Origin of the sequence: Rhodanobacter sp. FW102-FHT14D06 (assembly GCF_043950705.1) — a bacterium.
Classification (GTDB): Bacteria; Pseudomonadota; Gammaproteobacteria; order Xanthomonadales; family Rhodanobacteraceae; genus Rhodanobacter.
Window position 1 is genome coordinate 3,930,849 of sequence record NZ_CP170722.1, and the last position, 20,128, is coordinate 3,950,976.

Annotated in this window: 20 protein-coding genes and 6 tRNA genes; 3 read left to right on the forward strand and 23 right to left on the reverse strand. The window is 66.5% G+C overall.

Going from position 1 to position 20,128, the window contains the following annotated elements; genetic code table 11:
- Positions 1–18: 18 nt before the first annotated feature.
- The 11 genes from clpX to rlmE all read right to left on the reverse strand — a co-directional run bounded on the left by clpX (position 19) and on the right by rlmE (position 7,217).
- Positions 19–1,314 (reverse strand): ATP-dependent Clp protease ATP-binding subunit ClpX, encoded by a 1,296-nt coding sequence (gene clpX, locus ACFCQI_RS17800; RefSeq protein ID WP_136258996.1) that lies wholly within the window; start codon positions 1,312–1,314, stop codon positions 19–21.
- A gap of 109 nt (positions 1,315–1,423) precedes the next feature.
- The gene (gene clpP / locus ACFCQI_RS17805; RefSeq protein WP_395118867.1) at positions 1,424–2,053 is read right to left on the reverse strand and encodes an ATP-dependent Clp endopeptidase proteolytic subunit ClpP; all 630 of its coding nucleotides are present in this window, start codon (positions 2,051–2,053) and stop codon (positions 1,424–1,426) included.
- Positions 2,054–2,088: 35 nt separating this feature from the next.
- Positions 2,089–3,381, reverse strand: a complete 1,293-nt coding sequence (gene tig / locus ACFCQI_RS17810) for a trigger factor (protein ID WP_395121400.1) — start codon at positions 3,379–3,381, stop codon at positions 2,089–2,091.
- 85 nt (positions 3,382–3,466) lie between these two features.
- Positions 3,467–3,552 (reverse strand) — tRNA-Leu (locus ACFCQI_RS17815).
- Positions 3,553–3,779: 227 nt separating this feature from the next.
- Positions 3,780–3,855 (reverse strand) — tRNA-Lys (locus ACFCQI_RS17820).
- 35 nt (positions 3,856–3,890) lie between these two features.
- Positions 3,891–3,967 (reverse strand) — tRNA-His (locus ACFCQI_RS17825).
- Positions 3,968–3,980: 13 nt separating this feature from the next.
- Positions 3,981–4,057, reverse strand: a tRNA-Arg gene (locus ACFCQI_RS17830).
- Between the two features lie 25 nt (positions 4,058–4,082).
- Positions 4,083–4,159 (reverse strand) — tRNA-Pro (locus tag ACFCQI_RS17835).
- 177 nt (positions 4,160–4,336) lie between these two features.
- Positions 4,337–4,413, reverse strand: a tRNA-Arg gene (locus ACFCQI_RS17840).
- Positions 4,414–4,612: 199 nt separating this feature from the next.
- A complete protein-coding gene (gene ftsH, locus ACFCQI_RS17845; protein ID WP_395118869.1) occupies positions 4,613–6,571 on the reverse strand; it encodes an ATP-dependent zinc metalloprotease FtsH in 1,959 nt (652 codons plus the stop codon).
- Entirely contained in the window at positions 6,564–7,217 is a 654-nt protein-coding gene (rlmE, locus tag ACFCQI_RS17850) for a 23S rRNA (uridine(2552)-2'-O)-methyltransferase RlmE (RefSeq protein ID WP_395118871.1), read from the reverse strand. The genes ftsH and rlmE overlap by 8 nt, the downstream gene beginning before the upstream one ends.
- A gap of 80 nt (positions 7,218–7,297) precedes the next feature.
- Between rlmE and yhbY the strand changes: the two genes are divergently transcribed.
- Positions 7,298–7,594 (forward strand): ribosome assembly RNA-binding protein YhbY, encoded by a 297-nt coding sequence (gene yhbY, locus ACFCQI_RS17855; protein ID WP_395121401.1) that lies wholly within the window; start codon positions 7,298–7,300, stop codon positions 7,592–7,594.
- On the forward strand, positions 7,594–7,971 hold the full coding sequence (locus tag ACFCQI_RS17860) for an Mth938-like domain-containing protein (RefSeq protein WP_395118873.1): 378 nt from the start codon (positions 7,594–7,596) through the stop codon (positions 7,969–7,971). The genes yhbY and ACFCQI_RS17860 overlap by 1 nt, the downstream gene beginning before the upstream one ends.
- Before the next feature lie 25 nt (positions 7,972–7,996).
- On the opposite strand, the gene ACFCQI_RS17865 is transcribed toward ACFCQI_RS17860, so the two are convergent.
- From ACFCQI_RS17865 to surE, 4 genes are read right to left on the reverse strand one after another with little or no spacing between them, the layout of a single operon-like run.
- Positions 7,997–8,971 carry a peptidoglycan DD-metalloendopeptidase family protein gene (locus tag ACFCQI_RS17865; protein WP_395121402.1) on the reverse strand — a complete coding sequence of 325 codons (975 nt, stop codon included), beginning with the start codon at positions 8,969–8,971 and terminating at the stop codon, positions 7,997–7,999.
- A gap of 41 nt (positions 8,972–9,012) precedes the next feature.
- A complete protein-coding gene (locus tag ACFCQI_RS17870; protein WP_395118875.1) occupies positions 9,013–9,618 on the reverse strand; it encodes a YqaA family protein in 606 nt (201 codons plus the stop codon).
- Complete coding sequence (locus ACFCQI_RS17875) at positions 9,618–10,313, reverse strand: protein-L-isoaspartate(D-aspartate) O-methyltransferase (RefSeq protein ID WP_395118877.1); 696 nt, start codon at positions 10,311–10,313, stop codon at positions 9,618–9,620. The genes ACFCQI_RS17870 and ACFCQI_RS17875 overlap by 1 nt, the downstream gene beginning before the upstream one ends.
- A gap of 3 nt (positions 10,314–10,316) precedes the next feature.
- Positions 10,317–11,111, reverse strand: a complete 795-nt coding sequence (gene surE, locus ACFCQI_RS17880) for a 5'/3'-nucleotidase SurE (RefSeq protein WP_395118879.1) — start codon at positions 11,109–11,111, stop codon at positions 10,317–10,319.
- Positions 11,112–11,252: 141 nt separating this feature from the next.
- On the opposite strand from surE, the gene ACFCQI_RS17885 reads away from it, so the two are divergent.
- The gene (locus ACFCQI_RS17885) at positions 11,253–11,804 is read left to right on the forward strand and encodes a Smr/MutS family protein (protein ID WP_395118881.1); all 552 of its coding nucleotides are present in this window, start codon (positions 11,253–11,255) and stop codon (positions 11,802–11,804) included.
- 78 nt (positions 11,805–11,882) lie between these two features.
- Here the strand turns inward: ACFCQI_RS17885 and truD are convergent, their stop codons facing one another.
- From truD to ACFCQI_RS17925, 8 genes are all read right to left on the reverse strand, one after another.
- Positions 11,883–12,893 carry a tRNA pseudouridine(13) synthase TruD gene (truD, locus tag ACFCQI_RS17890; protein ID WP_395118883.1) on the reverse strand — a complete coding sequence of 337 codons (1,011 nt, stop codon included), beginning with the start codon at positions 12,891–12,893 and terminating at the stop codon, positions 11,883–11,885.
- Between the two features lie 180 nt (positions 12,894–13,073).
- A complete protein-coding gene (gene mgtE, locus ACFCQI_RS17895) occupies positions 13,074–14,468 on the reverse strand; it encodes a magnesium transporter (protein ID WP_395118885.1) in 1,395 nt (464 codons plus the stop codon).
- Complete coding sequence (gene ispF, locus ACFCQI_RS17900; RefSeq protein ID WP_395118886.1) at positions 14,465–14,938, reverse strand: 2-C-methyl-D-erythritol 2,4-cyclodiphosphate synthase; 474 nt, start codon at positions 14,936–14,938, stop codon at positions 14,465–14,467. Before ispF ends, mgtE begins: the two co-directional genes overlap by 4 nt.
- Positions 14,935–15,633 (reverse strand): 2-C-methyl-D-erythritol 4-phosphate cytidylyltransferase, encoded by a 699-nt coding sequence (gene ispD, locus ACFCQI_RS17905; protein ID WP_395118888.1) that lies wholly within the window; start codon positions 15,631–15,633, stop codon positions 14,935–14,937. Before ispD ends, ispF begins: the two co-directional genes overlap by 4 nt.
- Positions 15,630–15,959, reverse strand: coding sequence for a cell division protein FtsB (ftsB, locus tag ACFCQI_RS17910; RefSeq protein WP_395118890.1), 330 nt, complete (start codon positions 15,957–15,959; stop codon positions 15,630–15,632). The genes ispD and ftsB overlap by 4 nt, the downstream gene beginning before the upstream one ends.
- Before the next feature lie 15 nt (positions 15,960–15,974).
- Positions 15,975–17,273: a phosphopyruvate hydratase gene (eno, locus tag ACFCQI_RS17915; RefSeq protein ID WP_395118892.1), complete on the reverse strand. Its 1,299-nt coding sequence runs from the start codon at positions 17,271–17,273 to the stop codon at positions 15,975–15,977.
- 143 nt (positions 17,274–17,416) lie between these two features.
- Entirely contained in the window at positions 17,417–18,250 is an 834-nt protein-coding gene (kdsA, locus tag ACFCQI_RS17920; RefSeq protein WP_395118894.1) for a 3-deoxy-8-phosphooctulonate synthase, read from the reverse strand.
- An 84-nt stretch (positions 18,251–18,334) separates the two neighbouring features.
- Positions 18,335–20,008, reverse strand: a complete 1,674-nt coding sequence (locus ACFCQI_RS17925; RefSeq protein WP_395118896.1) for a CTP synthase — start codon at positions 20,006–20,008, stop codon at positions 18,335–18,337.
- Positions 20,009–20,128 lie beyond the last annotated feature (120 nt).

Genomic DNA, 20,128 nt, shown 5'->3' on the forward strand with positions numbered 1-20,128 from the left:
CGGGCACAGCGGAGTCGATCAGGCCGCGGCGTCGCCGCCGTCGCCCGCCACGCGTTGCTGCAGGTTGCCGCGGTAGATCAGATAGGGCTCGGCCTGCCCCTCGATCACCGCATCGTCGACAACGACCTTGCTGACGTGCTCCAGCGACGGCAACTCGTACATCGTGTCCAGCAGCACCTGCTCCAGGATCGTGCGCAGGCCGCGGGCGCCGGTCTTGCGCTTGAGCGCCTTCTGCGCGATCGCCTCCAGCGCCTCGGGACGGAACTCCAGCTCGACGTCCTCCATCTCGAACAGCTTCTTGAACTGCTTGGTGACGGCGTTCTTCGGTTCGGTGAGGATCTTCACCAGCGCGGCCTGGTCCAGCTCGTCCAGGGTGGCGACGACCGGCAGGCGCCCGACGAACTCGGGGATCAGGCCGAAGCGCACCAGGTCGGCCGGCTCCACGTCGGCCAGCACCTTGCCCAGGTTCTGCGTGCGCTCCTTGCTGCGCACCTCGGCACCGAAGCCGATACCGGTGCTCTCGGAGCGCTGCTGGATGACCTTTTCCAGGCCGGCGAACGCGCCGCCGCAGATGAACAGGATGTTCTTGGTGTCGACCTGCAGGAACTCCTGCTGCGGATGCTTGCGCCCGCCCTGCGGCGGCACCGAGGCCAGGGTGCCCTCGATCAGCTTCAGCAGCGCCTGCTGCACGCCTTCGCCGGAGACGTCGCGGGTGATCGACGGGTTCTCGCTCTTGCGCGAGATCTTGTCGATCTCGTCGATGTAGACGATGCCCGACTGCGCCTTCTCGACGTCGTAGTCGCACTTCTGCAGCAGCTTCTGGATGATGTTCTCGACATCCTCGCCCACGTAGCCCGCTTCGGTCAGCGTGGTTGCGTCGGCGATCGTGAACGGCACGTTGAGCAGGCGCGCCAGCGTTTCGGCCAGCAGCGTCTTGCCCGAGCCGGTCGGGCCGATCAGCAGGATGTTGGATTTGCCCAGCTCGATGTCGTCGCTCTTCTGGCGCGACTCCATCCGCTTGTAGTGGTTGTACACGGCGACCGCCAGCGCCTTCTTGGCGCGCGCCTGCCCCACCACGTACTGATCCAGCGATTCGCGGATCTCGCGCGGCTTGGGCAGCTGGGTATGACCGGCGGCGGCCTTCTCTTCCAGCTCCTCACGGATGATGTCGTTGCACAGCTCCACGCACTCGTCGCAGATGAACACGGACGGGCCCGCGATCAGCTTGCGTACTTCATGCTGGCTCTTGCCACAGAACGAGCAATAGAGAATCTTGCCGCTGTCGCTGGAACGCCCCTGCCGGTCGTCACTCATAACTCTCGATCCTGCTGGTAAATCCGTGTGCGCCGCGAGAATACCACAGGCCTCCGCGTCTGCCTGCAGACGCAGAGCCCATGACGGGACACCGGGTAAAGTCGTCGAATCAGGCGGATTTCACGGAATCCACGGCGCGCTTGTCGAGCACTTCGTCGATCAGGCCGTAGGTCTTGGCATCCTGCGCGTTCATGAAGCGGTCGCGTTCCATGTCCGCCTCGATCTTCTGCAGCGGCTGGCCGGTATGCTCCACGTAGAGGTTGTTCAACCGCTCGCGGATATACAGGATCTCGCGCGCCTGGATCTCGATGTCGGTAGCCTGACCCTGGGCGCCGCCGGACGGCTGGTGGATCATGATGCGGGAGTTCGGCAAGGCGAAACGCTTGCCCTTGGCGCCCGCCATCAGCAGGAACGAGCCCATGCTGCAGGCTTGGCCGATGCACATGGTGCTCACCGCCGGCTTGATGAACTGCATCGTGTCGTAGATCGCCAGCCCGGCAGTAACCGCTCCGCCGGGGCTGTTGATGTAGAAGTTGATGTCCTTGTCCGGGTTCTCCGACTCCAGGAACAGCATCTGCGCCACGATCAGGTTGGCCACCTGGTCGTTGACCTCGCCCACCAGGAAAATCACCCGCTCCTTCAACAGACGCGAGTAGATGTCGTAGGAGCGCTCGCCGCGAGCCGTCTGCTCGACGACCATCGGTACCAGGTTGAGATTCTTGATGGGATCCATGGTCATGCTCGCGGCTTGGGAGTGGACGGGCCTGGCAGTCGTCAGGCGTTGGCTGGGCGCATCACGTCATCGAAGCTCATTTCCTGCACAGTGGTCCTGGCGTGCTCGGCAACCCACTCTGCCACCTGATCTTCCATCACGCGATTCTGCAGCCCCGACATCAACTGGGGGTCGCCGTTGTAGAGTTCAATGACCTTCTCGGGCTCTTCGTAGGTCGAGGCAATCGCGGCCAGCTGCTCGGCGACCCGCTTGCGGTCGATCTTGAGCGCCTGCTTGCGCGCGATCTCGCCCATCAGCAGGCCGGCGATCACCCGCTTGCGGGCAATCGGCAAGGCGGCGTCGATCAGCTGCTGCGGCGGCGGCTGGCCTTCGGGCATGTTGCCCGCCGCCAGGGTGCGTGCCTCCGTCTGCACCATCATCTTGGGCACGTCCAGATCGCCGTGCGCATCGGCCAGCTTGCTGGCCACTTCCGACTTCAGGCGCGCCATCAGCGCGGCCTTGAGTTCGCGTTCCAGGTTGGCGCGAACCTCCTTGCGGAAGGTCTCCAGGCTGCCATCCTCGATGCCGAACAGCTTGGCGAACTCCCCGTCGACCTCCGGCAGCTTCGGCTCCTGCACCTTGATGACGTGGAAACTCACCTTGGCGCTCTTGCCGGCCAGTTGCTCGTTGCGAAAATCCGCCGGGAACTCGATCGCCGCCTCGAACTGGTCGCCGGCCACGTGCCCGGTCAGGGCCTCGTCCAGCGCCGCGAACAGGGTGCCCGAACCCAGCACGCTGCCGGCGCGCTCCTGGCCTTCGGCCGGGAAACGGTAGTCGTCGGCCGTGGCGGCATACTCGAACATCATGAAATCGCCGGCGGCCGAGGCACGCTCGACCTCCTCGAAACTGCGCCGCTGCAGGCGCAGGGTTTCCAGCATGCGGTCGATATCGGCGTCGGTGACCTCGGCCGCGGCGCGATGCACTTCCAGCGCGGAGACGTCGACTTCGGGAAACTCGGGCATGATCTCGAAGGTCGCCGTGTACGCGATCTCCCCGTTCTCGGGACGGCCGGTGGTGTTGATCGCCGGATTCGCGATCGGCTGCAGCTTCTCCTGCTCCACCGCCTCGCGCAGCGTGCTGCCGATCAGGTCGGAAAGCACTTCGCCCCGCACCTGCTCCCCGAAGCGCTGCTTGATCACCGTCACCGGTACCTTGCCTGGCCGGAATCCCTTCAGGCGAACGGTGCGCCCCATCTCCGCGATCCGCGCGCTGACCTGCGTCTCGAACCGCTCCGCGGGAAACTTCACCGTGAGCTTGCGCTCCAGCGAACCGACATTCTCAACCGAAACCTGCATGACGTCTCCTGGTACTACTCTTAAGTGTTGTGACCCTGTCACAGGCGCCATGGCGGGATTCCCCGCCTGCAAAAACGACCGACCATGGTGCGAAAGGGGGGACTCGAACCCCCACGGGGGTTACCCGCTGGAACCTAAATCCAGTGCGTCTACCAATTCCGCCACTTTCGCGATGCTGCCGCCATGGACCGTGCGTGCCGGACGGCCCGGACGACCACCAGTCGTTGCCGAACACCGCCACGGGAACCCTGCGGCAGGCTTGCCCGAGTCGCGGATTCCCTGGTACGAAAGCGGATCATTTTACGGTTGCGCGGCCTTGCAGCACAAGCAGCCCCGTTGACGACCGCAACCGCCCAAAAGCAGACAGGCGCCCGGTTTTGCCGAGCGCCTGTCGTTAGTGGTGGGCCGTGAAGGATTCGAACCTTCGACCAATTGATTAAGAGTCAACTGCTCTACCAACTGAGCTAACGGCCCAGAGACTGGGTCAACCCGGAAAACCGGGGTGGAACTGGGGTGGATGATGGGATTCGAACCCACGACAACCGGAATCACAATCCGGGACTCTAACCAGCTGAGCTACATCCACCATCGTTTGATACTGGTGCGCCCGACAGGATTCGAACCTGCAACCCTCGGCTTAGAAGGCCGATGCTCTATCCGGTTGAGCTACAAGCGCAGTCATCACCAGTAGAACATGTTGCTGGTCGGGGTAGAGGGATTCGAACCCCCGACTTTTGCGTCCCAAACGCAACGCTCTACCAGACTGAGCTATACCCCGGTTTCGAGCCCTCGACACAAGCACCATCGAAGCCTTGAAATGTTACGGGTGACGCTTGGCCCAGTCAATCCGTACAAGCCGCACCATCCACATGAAACTGTCGTTTCCGTCGCCGCGAAGCTCTCGTCGCGATGAAAACGAAACGGGGTGCAAGCACCCCGCTCCACCGAATAAAAATGGTGCGCCCGGAGAGATTCGAACTCCCGACCACCTAGTTCGTAGCCAGGTACTCTATCCAACTGAGCTACGGGCGCACTGAAAAACTTGTCATGCCGTGCTTCGATGCCGGTGCATCGAAGCGCCGAAGCAAGAGGCGGAATTATTCAGACTCCGCGCGCATGCGTCAACCCTTTTCGCAAAATTTCTTCATCTCCGACTCGGGGACACCGCCAGTCAAGGCGGTGATTGCAGGAGACCGCAGGCAGGCGTTCGCACCGTGCCCGCGGGATCGCATCACTCGCCCAGCGACGCGCGATTCTGCGCGGCCGGATCACCAACCTTGCCCACCGGCGCTCCCGCGTCGCTTTTCGGCGGCGGTGGCGGCGGCGTCGAGCCACCCGGGGCGTTCTTGCTCCAGTCCGCCGGCGGGCCGGGCTGGCGCCCGGCCATGATGTCGTCGATCTGGTGGGCGTCGATGGTCTCGTACTGCAACAGCAGCTCAGCCATGGTGTGCAGCTTGTCGAGGTTCGCCGTGAGCAGCTCCTTGCTGCGCGCATATGCGCGATCGAGGATGCCACGCACGACTTCGTCGATCTTGCTTGCCGTCTCGTTGGAGATGCTCTTGTGCTGGGTCACCGAGCGGCCCAGGAAGACCTCGTCCTCGTCCTCTCCGTAGGTAATCGGGCCGAGTTCGTCGGACAGGCCCCACTTGGTCGCCATGTTGCGGGCCATCTTGGTGGCGCGCTCGATGTCGTTGGAAGCGCCGGTGGTGACCTTGTCATTGCCGAAAATCAACTCTTCAGCCACGCGCCCGCCATACAACGAGCACAACTGCGATTCGATCGCCACCCGGTTGATGCTGTACTTGTCGCCCTCGGGCAGGTACATGGTCACACCCAGCGCGCGCCCGCGCGGGATGATGGTGACCTTGTAGACCGGGTCATGTTCCGGCACCAGGCGACCCACGATGGCATGGCCTGCCTCGTGGTAGGCGGTGAGCTTCTTCTCGTCTTCGCTCATCGCCATCGAGCGCCGCTCGCTGCCCATCAGGATCTTGTCGCGTGCCTTGTCGAGATGGCTCATGCGCACTTCGCGCGCGTTCTCGCGCGCGGCGAACAATGCCGCCTCGTTCACCAGGTTGGCCAGGTCCGCGCCGGAGAAGCCCGGCGTGCCGCGGGCGATCGTCATCGCGTTGACGTCGCTGGCGATCGGCACCTTGCGCATGTGTACCTTGAGGATCTGCTCGCGCCCACGCACGTCCGGCAGTCCGACCACCACCTGGCGATCGAAGCGGCCCGGCCGCAGCAAGGCCGGATCGAGCACGTCGGGGCGGTTGGTGGCGGCGATCACGATGACGCCCTCGGTGCCCTCGAAGCCATCCATCTCGACCAGCAACTGGTTCAGGGTCTGCTCGCGCTCGTCATGACCGCCGCCCAGGCCGGCACCACGATGCCGGCCGACCGCGTCGATCTCGTCGATGAAGATGATGCACGGCGCGTGCTTCTTGGCCTGCTCGAACATGTCGCGCACGCGACTGGCGCCCACGCCGACGAACATCTCCACGAAGTCGGAACCGGAGATCGAGAAGAACGGCACCTTGGCCTCGCCGGCGATCGCCTTGGCCAGCAAGGTCTTGCCGGTGCCGGGCGGGCCCACCATCAGCACGCCGCGGGGGATCTTGCCGCCGAGTTTCTGGAACCGGCCGGGGTCGCGCAGGAACTCGACCAGCTCGCCGACCTCCTCCTTCGCCTCGTCACAGCCGGCGACGTCGCCGAAGTTGACCTTGACCTGGTCCTCGCCCTGCAGCTTCGCGCGCGAACGGCCGAAGCTCATCGCGCCGCGCCCACCGCCGCCGGACTGCATCTGGCGCATGAACCAGATGAACACACCGACGATCAGCAGCACCGGCAGCCAGCTGATCAGCAGGCCGATCAGCGAGAAGCCCTCGGAGGGGTCCTGGCGCACTTCCACGCCCTGGTCCTGCATCTGCTTGACCACTGCATTGGTGGAGAAGCCCAGCATCGGCGCGACAGTGCGGAAGGCACTGCCATCCTTCAGCTTGCCGCTGATCGTGGCGGGCTGGTCGGCGCTGATCGTGGCGCTGGAGACGTTGCCGCTGCTCACGTTCTGCACGAACGCGCTGTAGGCCAGGTCGGATGAACGGCTGCTGCGGGGGTTGAAGCTTTCAAACACGGTGAACAAGACCACCGCGATGATCACCCAGAGCAACACGTTTTTCGCCGTTTCATTCATGAACAGTACTCGCCAGTGGCACCGCGGCGGGTTTGCGCCCGGTCGCCAGTGCATACACCTCGCGCGAACGCGCGCGCGAGGCCTTGGGTTTACGCATCGTTACGCGACTGAAGTCCGTGCGCAAGCAACGCAGATAATCGTCAAAACCGACTCCCTGGAACAACTTGATCAGGAACGAGCCGCCCGGCTTGAGCCACTGCCTGCTGAAATCCAGCGCCAACTCCGCCAGTGCCATCGCGCGAATCTGGTCGGCCAGCGCCACTCCACTCATGTTGGGGGCTATATCGCACAGTACAAGATCCAGCCGGCACCCCTCCAGGCGGGCCTCCAGCTGGCGCAGCACCGATTCCTCGCGGAAGTCGCCCTGCAGGAAATCCACCCCGGCGATGCTCTGCATCGGCAGGATGTCCAGCGCGAACACCTTGCCGCTGTCGCCCAGCCGGTTGCGCACCAGCTGCGACCAGCTGCCCGGTGCCGCGCCGAGGTCGACCACGTTGATGCCCGGCTTCAGCAGCTTGTCGCGCTCGATCAGCTCCTCCAGCTTGTAGACGGCGCGCGAACGCAGCCCTTCGGCCTGCGCCTTCTTGACGTATTCGTCGTTGAAATGTTCACGCAGCCAGACTGCGCTGCTCTTGCTGCGGGCCATGTCTAAGGGAAGATCTGATCGGGAAGGGGCCGTTGCATGATACCCTGCGCAGTCTCCTGACCGTGAACCTGGCCTGCCCCATGCCGCTTACCCCCTCGCAGATCCGCTACCTGCGCGGCCTCGCCCACGACCTGAAACCCGTCGTTCTGCTGGGCAACAAGGGCGCCACCGAAGCCGTCGTGAAGGAGCTGGGACAGGCTCTGGACATCCACGAACTGGTCAAGGTGAAGCTCTCCGGCGGCGACAAGCAGGAGCGGCAGGTGCAGATCGACGTGCTTGCCGGTGGCACCGGCGCGGAGACGATCCACCAGATCGGCCACGTCGTGGTGCTGTTCCGCCGCAACGTCGACGAACCGGGCATCGCCCTGCCGCGCTGATGGACCTGTCGCTGGAACAATCCGATGGCTATCTGCTGGTCCGCCGGGTCGACGCACGCAGCGTCACCCTGCTCGACCGGGTCGTCGAACACAGCTTCCTGCTCACCCCTGCCGGCATCACCGAAGCATGGCCGGTCGCGGCCGCGAGCAGCCTGGGCGTCGACGACGTCCCGGCGCTGCTGGCATTGAAGCCCGAGGTGGTGATCGTGGGCACCGGCGAGCGTCAGGTGTTTCCGGCCGCGGCGTTCACGGCCGGCTTCCTGCGCAAGGGCATCGGCATCGAGGTGATGGACAACGCGGCCGCCGCCCGTACCTACAACCTGCTGGCCGGCGAGGATCGCCAGGTCGTGGCCGGCTTCATCCTGCCTCCCGCCTGATCGGGAACGTTCCGCGCCGCCGCGATCAGCGTGGCGGCAGGTAGCTGAGCGGGTCCACCGGATTGCCATTCTTGCGGATCTGGAACTCGAGCTCGTTGCGGGTCGCGCCGGTGGAACCCATCTCGGCGATCTGCTGCCCGGCCGTCACCCGCTGGCCTTCCTTCACCAGGCGCCTGCGATTGTGCCCGTAGGCCGACAGGAAACTGTCGTTGTGCTTGATGATGACCAATTCGCCATAGCCGACCAGGCCGTTGCCGCTGTAGACCACCACGCCATCGGCGGCAGCCCGCACCGGGTCACCCGAATTGCCCGCGATCTCGATGCCGGGAATGGCATCGCTGCCGTTGAAGCGCCCGACCACCGACCCGCCTTCGACGGGCCAGCGCCAGCTCACCCCACCGACATCACGCGCCGGGCCGGCGACCACGGGCTTGGCCACGGGTGGTACTTTCGCCGGCGGCGTGACGGAAACGCCGGCCACCGGCACGGCATCCACCGCCGCCGGCGCATGCGCCACCGGTGTAGCGGAAGGAATGGCGGGCCGCGCTGCGGCCGTCGCCGCCGTGGCTGGCACGGCCTCGGTGACCGGTTCGAACACCGGAGCCGCGGCCGACGTGCCCGGCGCCCGAGGGGAACCGGCGGCCGTGCCCGGTGTGCGCGCCACGGCCGGTTTCGTCGCCGCCGACGGCGACAACGTCAAGCGCTGCCCCGGCCAGATCGTGTAGGGCGCCGCGATGGCATTCCACTGGGCGAGGTCGCGAAAATCCACGCCGTTGCGGAAGGCGATGGAATAGAGCGTGTCCCCTTTTGCCACCACGTAGCTGCCACCCGGAATCGGCGTGCGCGCCACGCGGGAGGACAGCGCGGCGGCAGGCGACGGGTAGCTGCCCGCGGCGGGCTCGATCACCACCGAACTGCGCATGGTGCCGCAGCCGGCCAGCAACGCCGCCGCGACAACCAGGCAGGGAAAGCGAACTGAATGATCCATGCGGTCCAGCATACCGAGGCGCGCCGCCATTTTCATGCGCACCGCGCCGCCAGTCAGCGCGGCCACAGCCACCACGCCAGCAGCACGACGAGCAATACCAGCGCGCCCCGGCCGATCCACTCGATGTTCTTGTGCAACATGCGCTCGGCGCGCTCGCCGAACAGGCGGATCAACAGCGCCAGCAGCCACACGCGTTTGCCGCGGCCGACCGCCATGCAAGCCAGGAACGGCAGGACCGGCACGCCCACGATGCCGGCCGCCCAGGTGACGAACTTCATGGGGATCACCGGCTGCAGCGCCGCCAGCATCAATGCGCCCAGCATGGTCAACCAATGCTCGTTCATGTCCACGCGCAGATTGTTCACCCAGGCGGTGATGACCTCCTGCATGTGCATGCTGAGCAGCGGCTTCACCGACTCGTAGGCCCAGTGGCCCAGCGCATAGCCGACCACCGAGCCGAGCAGGGAAAACAGCAGCGACATGTTGGCGTAGAAGAACGCCTTGAGTCGCTTGGCCAGCATCATCGGCGCAAGCATCACCTCCGGCATGATCGGGAAGATGAACGCCTCGAAGAAGCTCAACGCACACAGGTAGTGCAGCGCGCGCGGTGCGCGAGCCCAGACCAGTGCGCGGGCGTAGAGCGGCTCGAACAGGCGCATCAGCCGATGCCGCCCAGCAGCGGCACGAAACTCACCGGGCCGAGTTCCTCCAGCGCGAAATCGCCCTTGCCGTCGCCGCGCATGCGGATCAGGTTCTGCCGGCTCGGCGATCCCACCGGCGCCACCAGCACGCCGGCGGGATTGAGCTGTTCGAGGATGCGGGTCGGGATGGTGTCGCCCGCGGCGGTGAGGATGATCGCGTCGAACGGTGCCTCGTCCGGCCAGCCCAGCTTGCCGTCGTCGTAGCGCGAGCGCAGGTTGGTCAGGCCGAGCTGGCGGAAGCGGCGCCGCGCCTGGCGCAGCAGCGCCTCGATGCGCTCGACCGTGTACACCTCGCCGACCAGGGACGACAGCACTGCTGCCTGGTAACCCGACCCGGTGCCGATCTCCAGCACCCTGCGCGGCATCTCCTTCTGCCCCTCGAAGTGCTCCAGCAACGCTTCCGTCATGCGCGCCACCACCCACGGCTGGGAGATGGTCTGGCCGTGGCCGATCGGCAGCGCATCGTTCTCGTAGGCGTGCAGTTGCAGTGCCTGGTCGATGAAATGATGGCGCGGCACCGTGCGGATCACCTCGATCACGCGCGGGTCGCGGATGCCTGCATCCTGCAGGGAGGCGGCCAGCCGGTTGCGGGCGCGCTGCGAGGTCACTCCCTCGCCCTTGAGCTGGGCTGCAGGCAACGGATAGGTGATCATCGGTCAGGCCGCCTCGCCCTTGCTGCGGCGGCCGGCCATGCCGTCGCTCAGCGTCTTCATCCAGCTGCTGACCTTGTCCAGCGCCTGGAAACGGGTCAGGTCGACGTGGATCGGCGTGACCGAGACGAAGCCGCGACGCACCGCGTTGAAATCGGTGCCGGGGCCGGCGTCGTCCACCTCGCCGGCCGGTCCGATCCACCACATCGGTCGCCCGCGCGGATCAGTCTGCGCGATGCACGGCGCGGCACGGTGGCGCCGACCCAGCCGGGTGACCTCGAAGCCGGCGATCTCCGCCCAGGGCCGGTCCGGCACGTTGACGTTGAGGATGGTGTCTGCGGGCAGCGGATCGACCAGCAGACGTTGCATCAGCAGCAGCACCGCCTGCGCCGCGGCGTCGTAGTGCACGCCCTGGTGGTCCTCGCTGACCAGCGAGACGGCGATCGCCGGCAGACCGAGAAAGCGCCCTTCCATCGCCGCCGAGACCGTGCCGGAATAGATCACGTCGTCGCCCAGGTTGGCCGAGTTGTTGATGCCGGATACCACCATGTCGGGTTCTTCGTCGAGCAGGCCGGACAGCGCCAGGTGCACGCAGTCGGTGGGCGTGCCCGCCACACGGTAGTAGCCCTGGCCCATCGACAGTACGCGGATCGGCGCGTCCAGCGTCAGCGAATTGCTCGCCCCCGAGCGATCGCGATCCGGTGCCACCACGGTGACCTCTCCCACCGCCTGCAGGCGCTCGGCCAACACGCGGATGCCCGGCGCATCCACGCCATCGTCGTTGCTGACCAGAACTCGCATGATGCTCCGTCGAAAACTGCCTGCCGGCGCAGGAAGATCAAGCGCGGCGGTTTCGTGATGGTTGCAAGTCTACCGTAGCGCGCCCCCAAGTTTCACCGGGATTCAACGCATCGTGCCGCCGCTTCTGGCTAGGATGCGCAGATGAAGCGACCCAACCCGCCCCGGATCACCGACGACGATCGCCGCCTGTTCCGCGAGGCGATCGGCGAGGTGCAGCGACTCGCGCCGGTTTCCCCGCCGCCGGCGACCGCGAAACCCGCGCCACACCCGCGCATGTTCGAGGCCGACGAAGCTGCCGTGGCCAGCGAGTTGCTGGACATGGATTTCGACCCGGCCACGCTCGAAGTCGGCGAGGAACTTGGCTACCTGCGCGACGGCTATCCGCCTAGGTTGCTGCGGCAACTCAAGCGCGGCCAGTTCAGCGTGGGCGACGACCTGGACCTGCATCAGATGAACGCCGCCGCGGCCCAGGCCAGCATCGTCGCGTTCCTGGCCGAAGCGCGGCAAGCCGGCGTGCGTTGTGTGCGCATCATCCATGGCAAGGGGCTGCGTTCGAAGGCTGCCGGTCCGGTGCTGAAGGCGCTCACCGATCGCATGCTGCGCCGGCGCGACGACGTGATCGCGTTTGCCTCGGCGCGCCCGGCGCAGGGTGGCACCGGGGCGGTGATCGTCTTGCTGAAAGAGCAGAAGTGAGTGGAGAGGAGTGAGAACTGAGGGAGGGAACGGGTGCGCTCGTGCTTTCTCTTTCTCTCACTCTTCACTCATCTCCACTCACTCCTCGCCTTTAAGCTCGCGCACCACCACCGTGGCGTACGCGCCAGCGGGCAGCTCGAACGACAGTTCCAGCGCGTCCTCGCCGAGCCAGCGCCAGTGGAGATTGTGCGGAATCAGCCGCAGCGGGCGGCGCTCCTGATCCATGCGCGCGGCGGCCAGGCCGCTGGCCAGGTCGTCATTCGCCGCAGCGACTTCGCGCTCCAGCGCGCCTGCTTCGCCCTGGCTCGGCGGCTCGCCCTGCCCCCACAGCGGGCCTGACGGATGGATGTCGGCGCGCGCCAATCGCGCGGCCAATTCGTCGTTGAACGGTTCCGGCCCGAACCACGAGCGCGAACCGGCCAGCGACCAGATTTCCCCTTCCAGCGGCCGGTCCCACGCATCGTGCTCGACCCGCGCCGCCAGTACGGCATTGAAGATGTGCGAACGCGCCGCGGACAGCAAAATCGAACGCTTGTCGCGATCCACCCGGCGCCCACCGAACATCGCGCGCGCCTGTGCCACGTTGCCGCCTTCGCGGCCGAAGCGCTGCTCGCCGTAATAGTTCGGCACGCCGCGCGCAGCGATCTGCCGCAGCACCGACTCCGCCCGCGCGCGATCGCCGCTCACCTCGCGCAACACCAGCACGAAGCGATTGCCGCGCAGGGCGCCACGCTTGAGCTTGCGCGAATGCCGCGTCGCCGCCAGCACTTTCACCTCCGGGTGCGGGAACGTGGACCAGTCCGGATCGGGCCGGCCGGCCAGTTGCACCGAGAAGGTCTGCCGGGTCACGGCATGGCGATCCTTGAGGCCCGCATAACCGACCGCGACCTGCGGCACGCCGGCGAACTTCGCCAGCTCGCGCGCGACCCAGTCGGTGTTGGCGCCGCGCTTCTCCACCCACAGCAGCAGGTGCTCGCCGGCACCCTCGGCGTCGTAGCCGAGGATCTCCTCGACCAGGAAGTCCTCGGGACTGGCGCGCAGCCGGGCAGTCAGTGGCGGTTCGCCGAAAGCATGGGGCAGTTCTTGCATGGAGAAACGGCTTCTTTGGGCGTCATTCCCGCGAAGGAGGGAATTCGATCTGACGGGTGACTGAAGAGCAGGCTGGATTCCCGCTTGACCGGCCCTTCGGCCGTTGCATGGCGCCTCGCGGGAATGACGTCCTGCCACGCTCGGGTTCGACAACCTGAAACCGGGCCGGAAGGGTGACGATTACATCAGGAACACCGTCGCCAGTCCGAGAAAAATGAAAAAGCCGCCGCTGTCGGTCATGGCGGTGATCAGCACGCTGGAGCCCAGCGCCGGGTCGCGGCCGAAGCGGGTCATGCAGATCGGGATGCCGACGCCGGCGAAGGCCGCCAGCAACAGGTTCAGCGTCATCGCCGCGGTCATCACCAGGCCCAGCGAGGCACTGTCGTAAAGCAGCCACGCCACGATGCCGATGACGCCACCCCACACCAGCCCGTTCAGCAGCGCCACGGCCATCTCCTTGCGCCACAGGCGCCGCGCGCTGTCGGCGCTGATCTGGTTCAGCGCCAGCGCGCGCACGATCATGGTGATGGTCTGGTTGCCGGAGTTGCCGCCGATGCCGGCCACGATCGGCATCAATGCGGCCAGCGCCACCAGGCGCTCGATCGAACCCTCGAACAAGCTGATCACGCGCGAGGCGATGAAGGCCGTCATCAGGTTGATCGCCAGCCACAGCCAGCGGTTGCGCAGGCTGGCCCAGACCGAGGCGAAGATGTCCTCCTCCTCACGCAGGCCGACCCGGCCCAGCGCCTCGCTTTCGCTCTCCTCGCGGATCACGTCCACCATGGCGTCGATGGTGATGCGGCCGATCAGGTGGCCGCGCTCGTCCACTACCGGCGCGGTCACCAGGTCGTAGCGCTCGAACGCTTGCGCCACGTCGTAGGCGTCGTCGGTGGGGTGGAAGGTGTTGACGTCCGGCGCCATCACCTCGCTGACCATGCGCTCGGGGGAATTGACCAGCAGCCAGTGCAGCGGCAGGACGCCAGTCAGCAGGTTGTCCTGGTTGATGACGAACAGCTTGTCGGTCTGTGGCGGCAGTTCTTCCCAGCGGCGCAGGTAACGCAGCACCACTTCGAGGCTCACGTCCTCGCGGATGGTGACCATCTCGAAGTCCATCAGCGCGCCGAGCTGGTCCTCCTCGTAGGACAGCGCCGACTGCACCTGCTCGCGTTGCTGCGAGTCGAGGCTGGCCATCAGCTCCGGCAGCACCGCCGTGGGCAGGTCTTCGACCAGGTCGGCCAGTTCGTCGGCGTCCAGCGTTTCGGCGGCGGCGAGGATCTCGTGGCGATCCATGTCCGCGATCAGCGATTCGCGCACCGCGTCGGACACTTCCAGCAGGATCTCGCCGTCGCGGTCGGCCTTGACCAGTTGCCAAACCGCCAGGCGCTCGTCCAGCGGCAGCGATTCGAGGACGAAGGCGATGTCGGCCGGGTGCAGCTCGTCCAGTTGCTGGCGCAGGTCCGCCAGCACGTCCGCGGGCAGGCGGCCGTCGCCTTCGTGACGATGCAGCAGCTCGACGATGGTGTCGAGCCGATCGTGCAGCCGGTTGGCGACGCTGCGGGCCTCGATCTCGGTCATGCGCGCTCCAGCAGCACGCACGCCTGCGCGGCGATGCCCTCGCCGCGGCCGCAGAAACCGAGCCTTTCGGTGGTGGTGGCCTTGATGCTGACGCAACCGATGTCGCAGGCCAGGTCAGCAGCGAGAATTTCGCGCATCGCCTGCGCATGCGGACCGACCTTCGGTGCCTCCCCGATCACGGTGACATCGGCGTTGCCCAAGGCGTAGCCGTGCTGCACCATCAGCATTGCCGCATGGCGCAGGAACTGGCGGCTGTCGGCGCCGCGCCAGCGTGCGTCGGTGGGCGGGAAATGACGGCCGATGTCGCCCAGCGCCAGCGCGCCGAAGATGGCGTCGCACAGCGCGTGGATCACCACGTCGCCGTCGGAGTGCGCCACCACGCCGCGATCGTGCGGCACGCGCACGCCACCGAGCACGAGGTGGTCACCCTCGCCGAACGCGTGCACGTCGAAACCGCTGCCTATCCTCATGAACTTGTCCTTGCGAGCAGGAACTGCGCCAGCGCGAAATCCGCTGCCGTGGTCACCTTGATGTTGTCCTCGGCGCCTTCGACCAGCAACGGCGAGAATCCGGCCAGCTCCATCGCCATCGCCTCGTCGCTGACGTCCACGCCACGCTGATGCGCATCGCGCAGCGCCGCCGTCAACCGGCCACGCCGGAACATCTGCGGCGTGAACGCGCGCCAGCGCGACTCGCGCGGTTCGGTGCGCGCGACGCATCCGTTCACGTCGGCGTGCTTGAGCGTATCGCGCAGCGGCGCGCCGAGCAGGCCGCCGTCGCCTCGCCCGCCCCGCTCGATCAGGTGGCCGATGTCATCCAGCCGCACGCAGGGACGCGCCGCGTCGTGTACCAGCACGAACTCCTCATCGCCGACACCCGCAGGCAGCGCGTCGAGCCCGGCCAGCACCGATTCACTGCGCTGCGCGCCGCCGACAGCGGTCAGCACCGGCTTGCCGCACACGTCGCGCAGGCCCGGCCAGTGCCGGTCATCGGCCGCGAGCGTCACCAGCAGGCCGCCGATCCGCGGATGCGCGGCGAGGCGCGCCAGCGTGTGTTCGATCAGGGTCCGGCCAGCCAGCAACTGGTATTGCTTGGGCAAGTCGCCGCCGGCCCGCACGCCCCGCCCGGCCGCCGGCACCACGCACCACAACGTGGTGCCGGTCATGGCGAGCCGCGCGCAGCGGATGCGGCCGTGGCCGGCGAGCTGCCCGCGCGCGCGGGCTCGACCACCTGGTAGAACACCTCGCCGGGCTTGATCAGCCCCAACTCGGTACGCGCGCGCGCCTCGACCGCCTGGTCGCCATGCTTGAGGTCGTGCACGTCGGCGGCCAGCGCCTGGTTGCGCTTCTGCAGGCGCGCGTTGTCGCCGGTCTGCTTGTTCACCGCGATGCGCAAACTGTCCACCTCCTGCATGCTGCCGCTGCCGAACCACAGCTTCAGCTGCAAGCCGACCAACAGCAGCAACAACAGCAGGGCGATCCAACGCAGCATGGCGGCGTGTCCCGCTCAGCCCGGCAAACGGCCGAGGTTGGGGAACGCCTCGCGACCGGCGTAGCGCGCAGCCGAGCCCAGCGCCTCCTCGATGCGCAGCAACTGGTTGTACTTCGCCACGCGGTCGCTGCGGCACAGCGAGCCGGTCTTGATCTGGGTCGCCGTGGTGGCCACCGCGATGTCGGCGATGGTGGTGTCCTCGGTCTCGCCGGAGCGGTGCGAGATCACCGCCGCGTACTTCGCCGCGTCGGCCATGGCAATCGCCTCCAGCGTCTCGGACAGCGTGCCGATCTGGTTCACCTTGATGAGGATCGCGTTGGCGATGTTCTTCTCGATGCCCTCGCGGAAGATCGCCGGGTTGGTCACGAACAGGTCGTCGCCGACCACCTGCACGCGCTCGCCGATCGCGTCGGTGAGCAGCTTCCAGCCATCCCAGTCGCCTTCGGCCATGCCGTCCTCGATGGTGACGATCGGGTACTGCTTCGCCCAGCCGGCGAGCAGGTCGACGAACTCGGCCGAGCTGTACTGCTTGCCTTCGCCGGCGAGGTCGTACTTGCCGTTCTTGTAGAACTCCGAGCTGGCCGCGTCGAGGCCGAGCAGGATCTCGCTGCCGACCTTGTAGCCGGTCTTGTTGATCGCTTCGAGGATGGTGTCGATCGCCTCGACGTTGGAGCGCAGGTTCGGCGCAAAGCCGCCCTCGTCGCCCACCGCGGTGGCGAGGCCGCGGCCGTGCAGCACGCTCTTCAACGCATGGAAGATCTCCGCGCCGGCGCGCAACGCCTCGGCGAAGCTCGGCATGCCGACCGGCAGGATCATGAACTCCTGCACGTCGACGTTGTTGTCGGCGTGCGCGCCGCCGTTGATGATGTTCATCATCGGCACCGGCAACGCGCCGGGCTTGCCGTGCGACAGGTACTGCCACAGCGGCTCGCCGCGCGAAGCTGCCACCGCGTGCGCCGCCGCCATCGACACGCCGAGCAGCGCATTCGCACCCAGCCGGCCCTTGTTCGGCGTGCCGTCCAGCGCAATGAGCTTGGCATCGAGGCCCTTCTGATCGGCCGCATCGAAACCCTTCAGCGCATCGGCGATGGTGCCATTGACGTTGGCTACCGCGTTCTTCACGCCCTTGCCGCCGTAGCGCGACTTGTCGCCATCGCGCAGCTCGACCGCCTCGCGCGAACCGGTGGAGGCGCCGCTCGGCACCGCGGCGCGGCCGAAGCCGCCGCCGGCCAGGGTGACTTCGGCTTCCAGCGTGGGGTTGCCGCGCGAGTCGAGGATTTCACGGGCGTGGATGCGGGTGATCAGAGTGGTCATGGTTATCCGTCAGTGAAGTGTTTTCGTAGGGGCCCGCTCGCGGGCGATGCTTTTACAAATCCCGAATCCCCGCTCTCAGCAGACGAACGTCCGGTCATCCCGACCCAACAGCATCGCCCGCGAGCGGGCTCCTGCAGGTGTGGTCACACGTCCTGTTCGAGGAAGCGGTGGCGCTTGGTCACGGCGTCCAGTTCCAGCAGGGTTTCCAGCAGCGCCTCCATCTTGCCCAGCGGCCACGCATTCGGGCCGTCGGACAGCGCCTTGCTCGGATCGGGATGGGTCTCGGCGAACAGGCCGGCCACGCCGACCGCCACCGCCGCGCGCGCCAGCACCGGCACGAATTCGCGCTGGCCGCCGGAGCTGGCACCCTGCCCGCCCGGCAACTGCACCGAATGCGTCGCGTCGAACACCACCGGGCAACCGGTCTCGCGCATCACGCTGAGCGAGCGCATGTCCGAGACGAGGTTGTTGTAGCCGAAGCTGGCACCGCGTTCGCAGACCATGATGTGGTCGTTGCCGACGGCCCTGGCCTTGGCCACCACGTGCTTCATGTCCCACGGCGCCAGGAACTGGCCCTTCTTGATGTTTACCGGCTTGCCGGCACGCGCCACTTTCTGGATGAAGTCGGTCTGCCGGCACAGGAAGGCCGGCGTCTGCAGCACGTCGACCACCGATGCCACCTCGTCCATCGGCGTGTACTCGTGCACGTCGGTGAGCACCGGCACGCCGATCTGGCGCTTCACTTCGCCCAGGATGCGCAGGCCCTCTTCCAGGCCGGGCCCACGGAAGCTCTCGCCGGAGGAGCGGTTGGCCTTGTCGAAGCTGGATTTGAAGATGAAGGGGATGCTCAGCCGCGCGGTGATTTCCTTCAGCATGCCGGCGGTGTCCAGCTGCAGCTGCTCGGATTCCACCACGCAGGGGCCGGCGATCATGAACAGGGGTTGGTCGAGGCCGACCTCGAATCCGCAAAGCTTCATGACTCTTTCCCGTTCAAAGCGTTCTTGATTCCATCATGCCCGCATTCGCGGGAATGACAGCCACGAGGGTGTCGCGTTGCCGCGTCATGCCGTCGCCTGCACCGGCGCCAGCTTCTCGCCGGCGCGCACGGCCTTGTACTCGCGTGCCGCGCGCACGAAGCCGCTGAACAACGGGTGGCCGTCGCGCGGGGTCGAGGTGAACTCCGGGTGCGCCTGGCAGCCGAGGAACCACGGATGCTGCTGTTGCGGGAGTTCGACGATCTCCACCAGCAGGTCGTCCATCGACTTGCCGGAGATCACCAGGCCCAGGTCCTCGAACGTCTGCCGATAGCGGTTGTTGAACTCGTAGCGATGGCGATGGCGCTCGCGCATGACGTCCTGCCCGTACATCGCGCGCGCCAGCGTGCCGGCCTTGAGCCGGCATTCCTGCGAACCCAGGCGCATGGTGCCGCCCAGGTCGGAGCGGTCGTTGCGCTGCTCGACTTCACCGGTCGCGGTGGTCCACTCGGTGATCAACGCGATCACCGGGTTCGGCGTGTTGCGGTCGTTCTCGCTGGAATCGGCGTCGGTCAGGCCAGCCACGTGGCGGGCGAAATCCACCACCGCCGCATGCATGCCGTAGCAGATGCCGAAATAGGGCACGCCGTGCTCTCGGGCGTACTTCGCCGCCAGCACCTTGCCCTCGAAGCCGCGCTTGCCGAAGCCGCCGGGCACCAGGATGGCGTCGGCCTTGCCCAGCACCTTGGCGGCGCCTTCGGCCTCGACCTGCTCGGAGTCGATCCAGTCCAGGTTGACCCGCGTCTGCTGCTTGATGCCGCCGTGGCGCAGCGCCTCGCCGAGCGACTTGTAGGCGTCCTTGTGCTCGACGTACTTGCCCACGATGGCGACGGTGACCTCGTCCTTCGGGTGCTCCACCGCATCCACCGTGCGCTGCCACTCGGACAGGTCGGCCGGCTTGGCGGCCAGGCCGAGCTTCTTCACCACGATGTCGTCCAGGCCCTGCTGGTGCAGCCACAGCGGCTGCTTGTAGATCACGTCGACGTCGGCCGCGCTGATCACGGCGGATTCGGGCACGTTGGTGAACAGCGCGATCTTGCGCCGTTCGGCCTCGGGCAACGGCTCCTCGCAGCGGCACAGCAGGATGTCCGGCTGGATGCCGATCGAGCGCAGCTCCTTCACCGAGTGCTGGGTCGGCTTGGTCTTGATCTCGCCGGCGGCCTTGATGTACGGCACCAGGGTCAGGTGCATGAACACCACCTTCTCCGGACCGTGCTCGATGCGCAACTGCCGGATCGCCTCCAGGAACGGCAGCGACTCGATGTCGCCCACGGTACCGCCGATCTCCACCAGCGCCACGTCGAAGCCGCGGGTGGCCTCGTGGATGCAGTGCTTGATCTCGTCGGTGATGTGCGGGATCACCTGCACGGTGGCGCCGAGGTAATCGCCGCGACGCTCCTTGCGGATCACCGCCTCGTAGATCTTGCCGGTGGTGATCGAGTTCTTGCCGGACAGGCGGGTGCGCACGAAGCGCTCGTAGTGGCCAAGATCGAGGTCGGTCTCGGCGCCGTCGTCGGTCACGTAGACCTCGCCGTGCTGGAACGGACTCATCGTGCCCGGGTCCACATTGATGTAGGGATCGAGCTTCATCATGGTGACCGAGAGGCCGCGCGCTTCGAGGATGGAGGCGAGCGACGCCGCCGCGATGCCCTTGCCAAGCGAGGACACCACACCGCCGGTGACGAAAATCAGGGGGGTCATGGAAAGCAGCCGTGCGGGAAATTGGCATTTTAGCTGCAGAACCGTCCGACGGCGAGATGGCGTGCGAAAAATCGACCCCATCGGTTCATTTCCGGGGCAGCGCGTGCATGAAAACGGCAG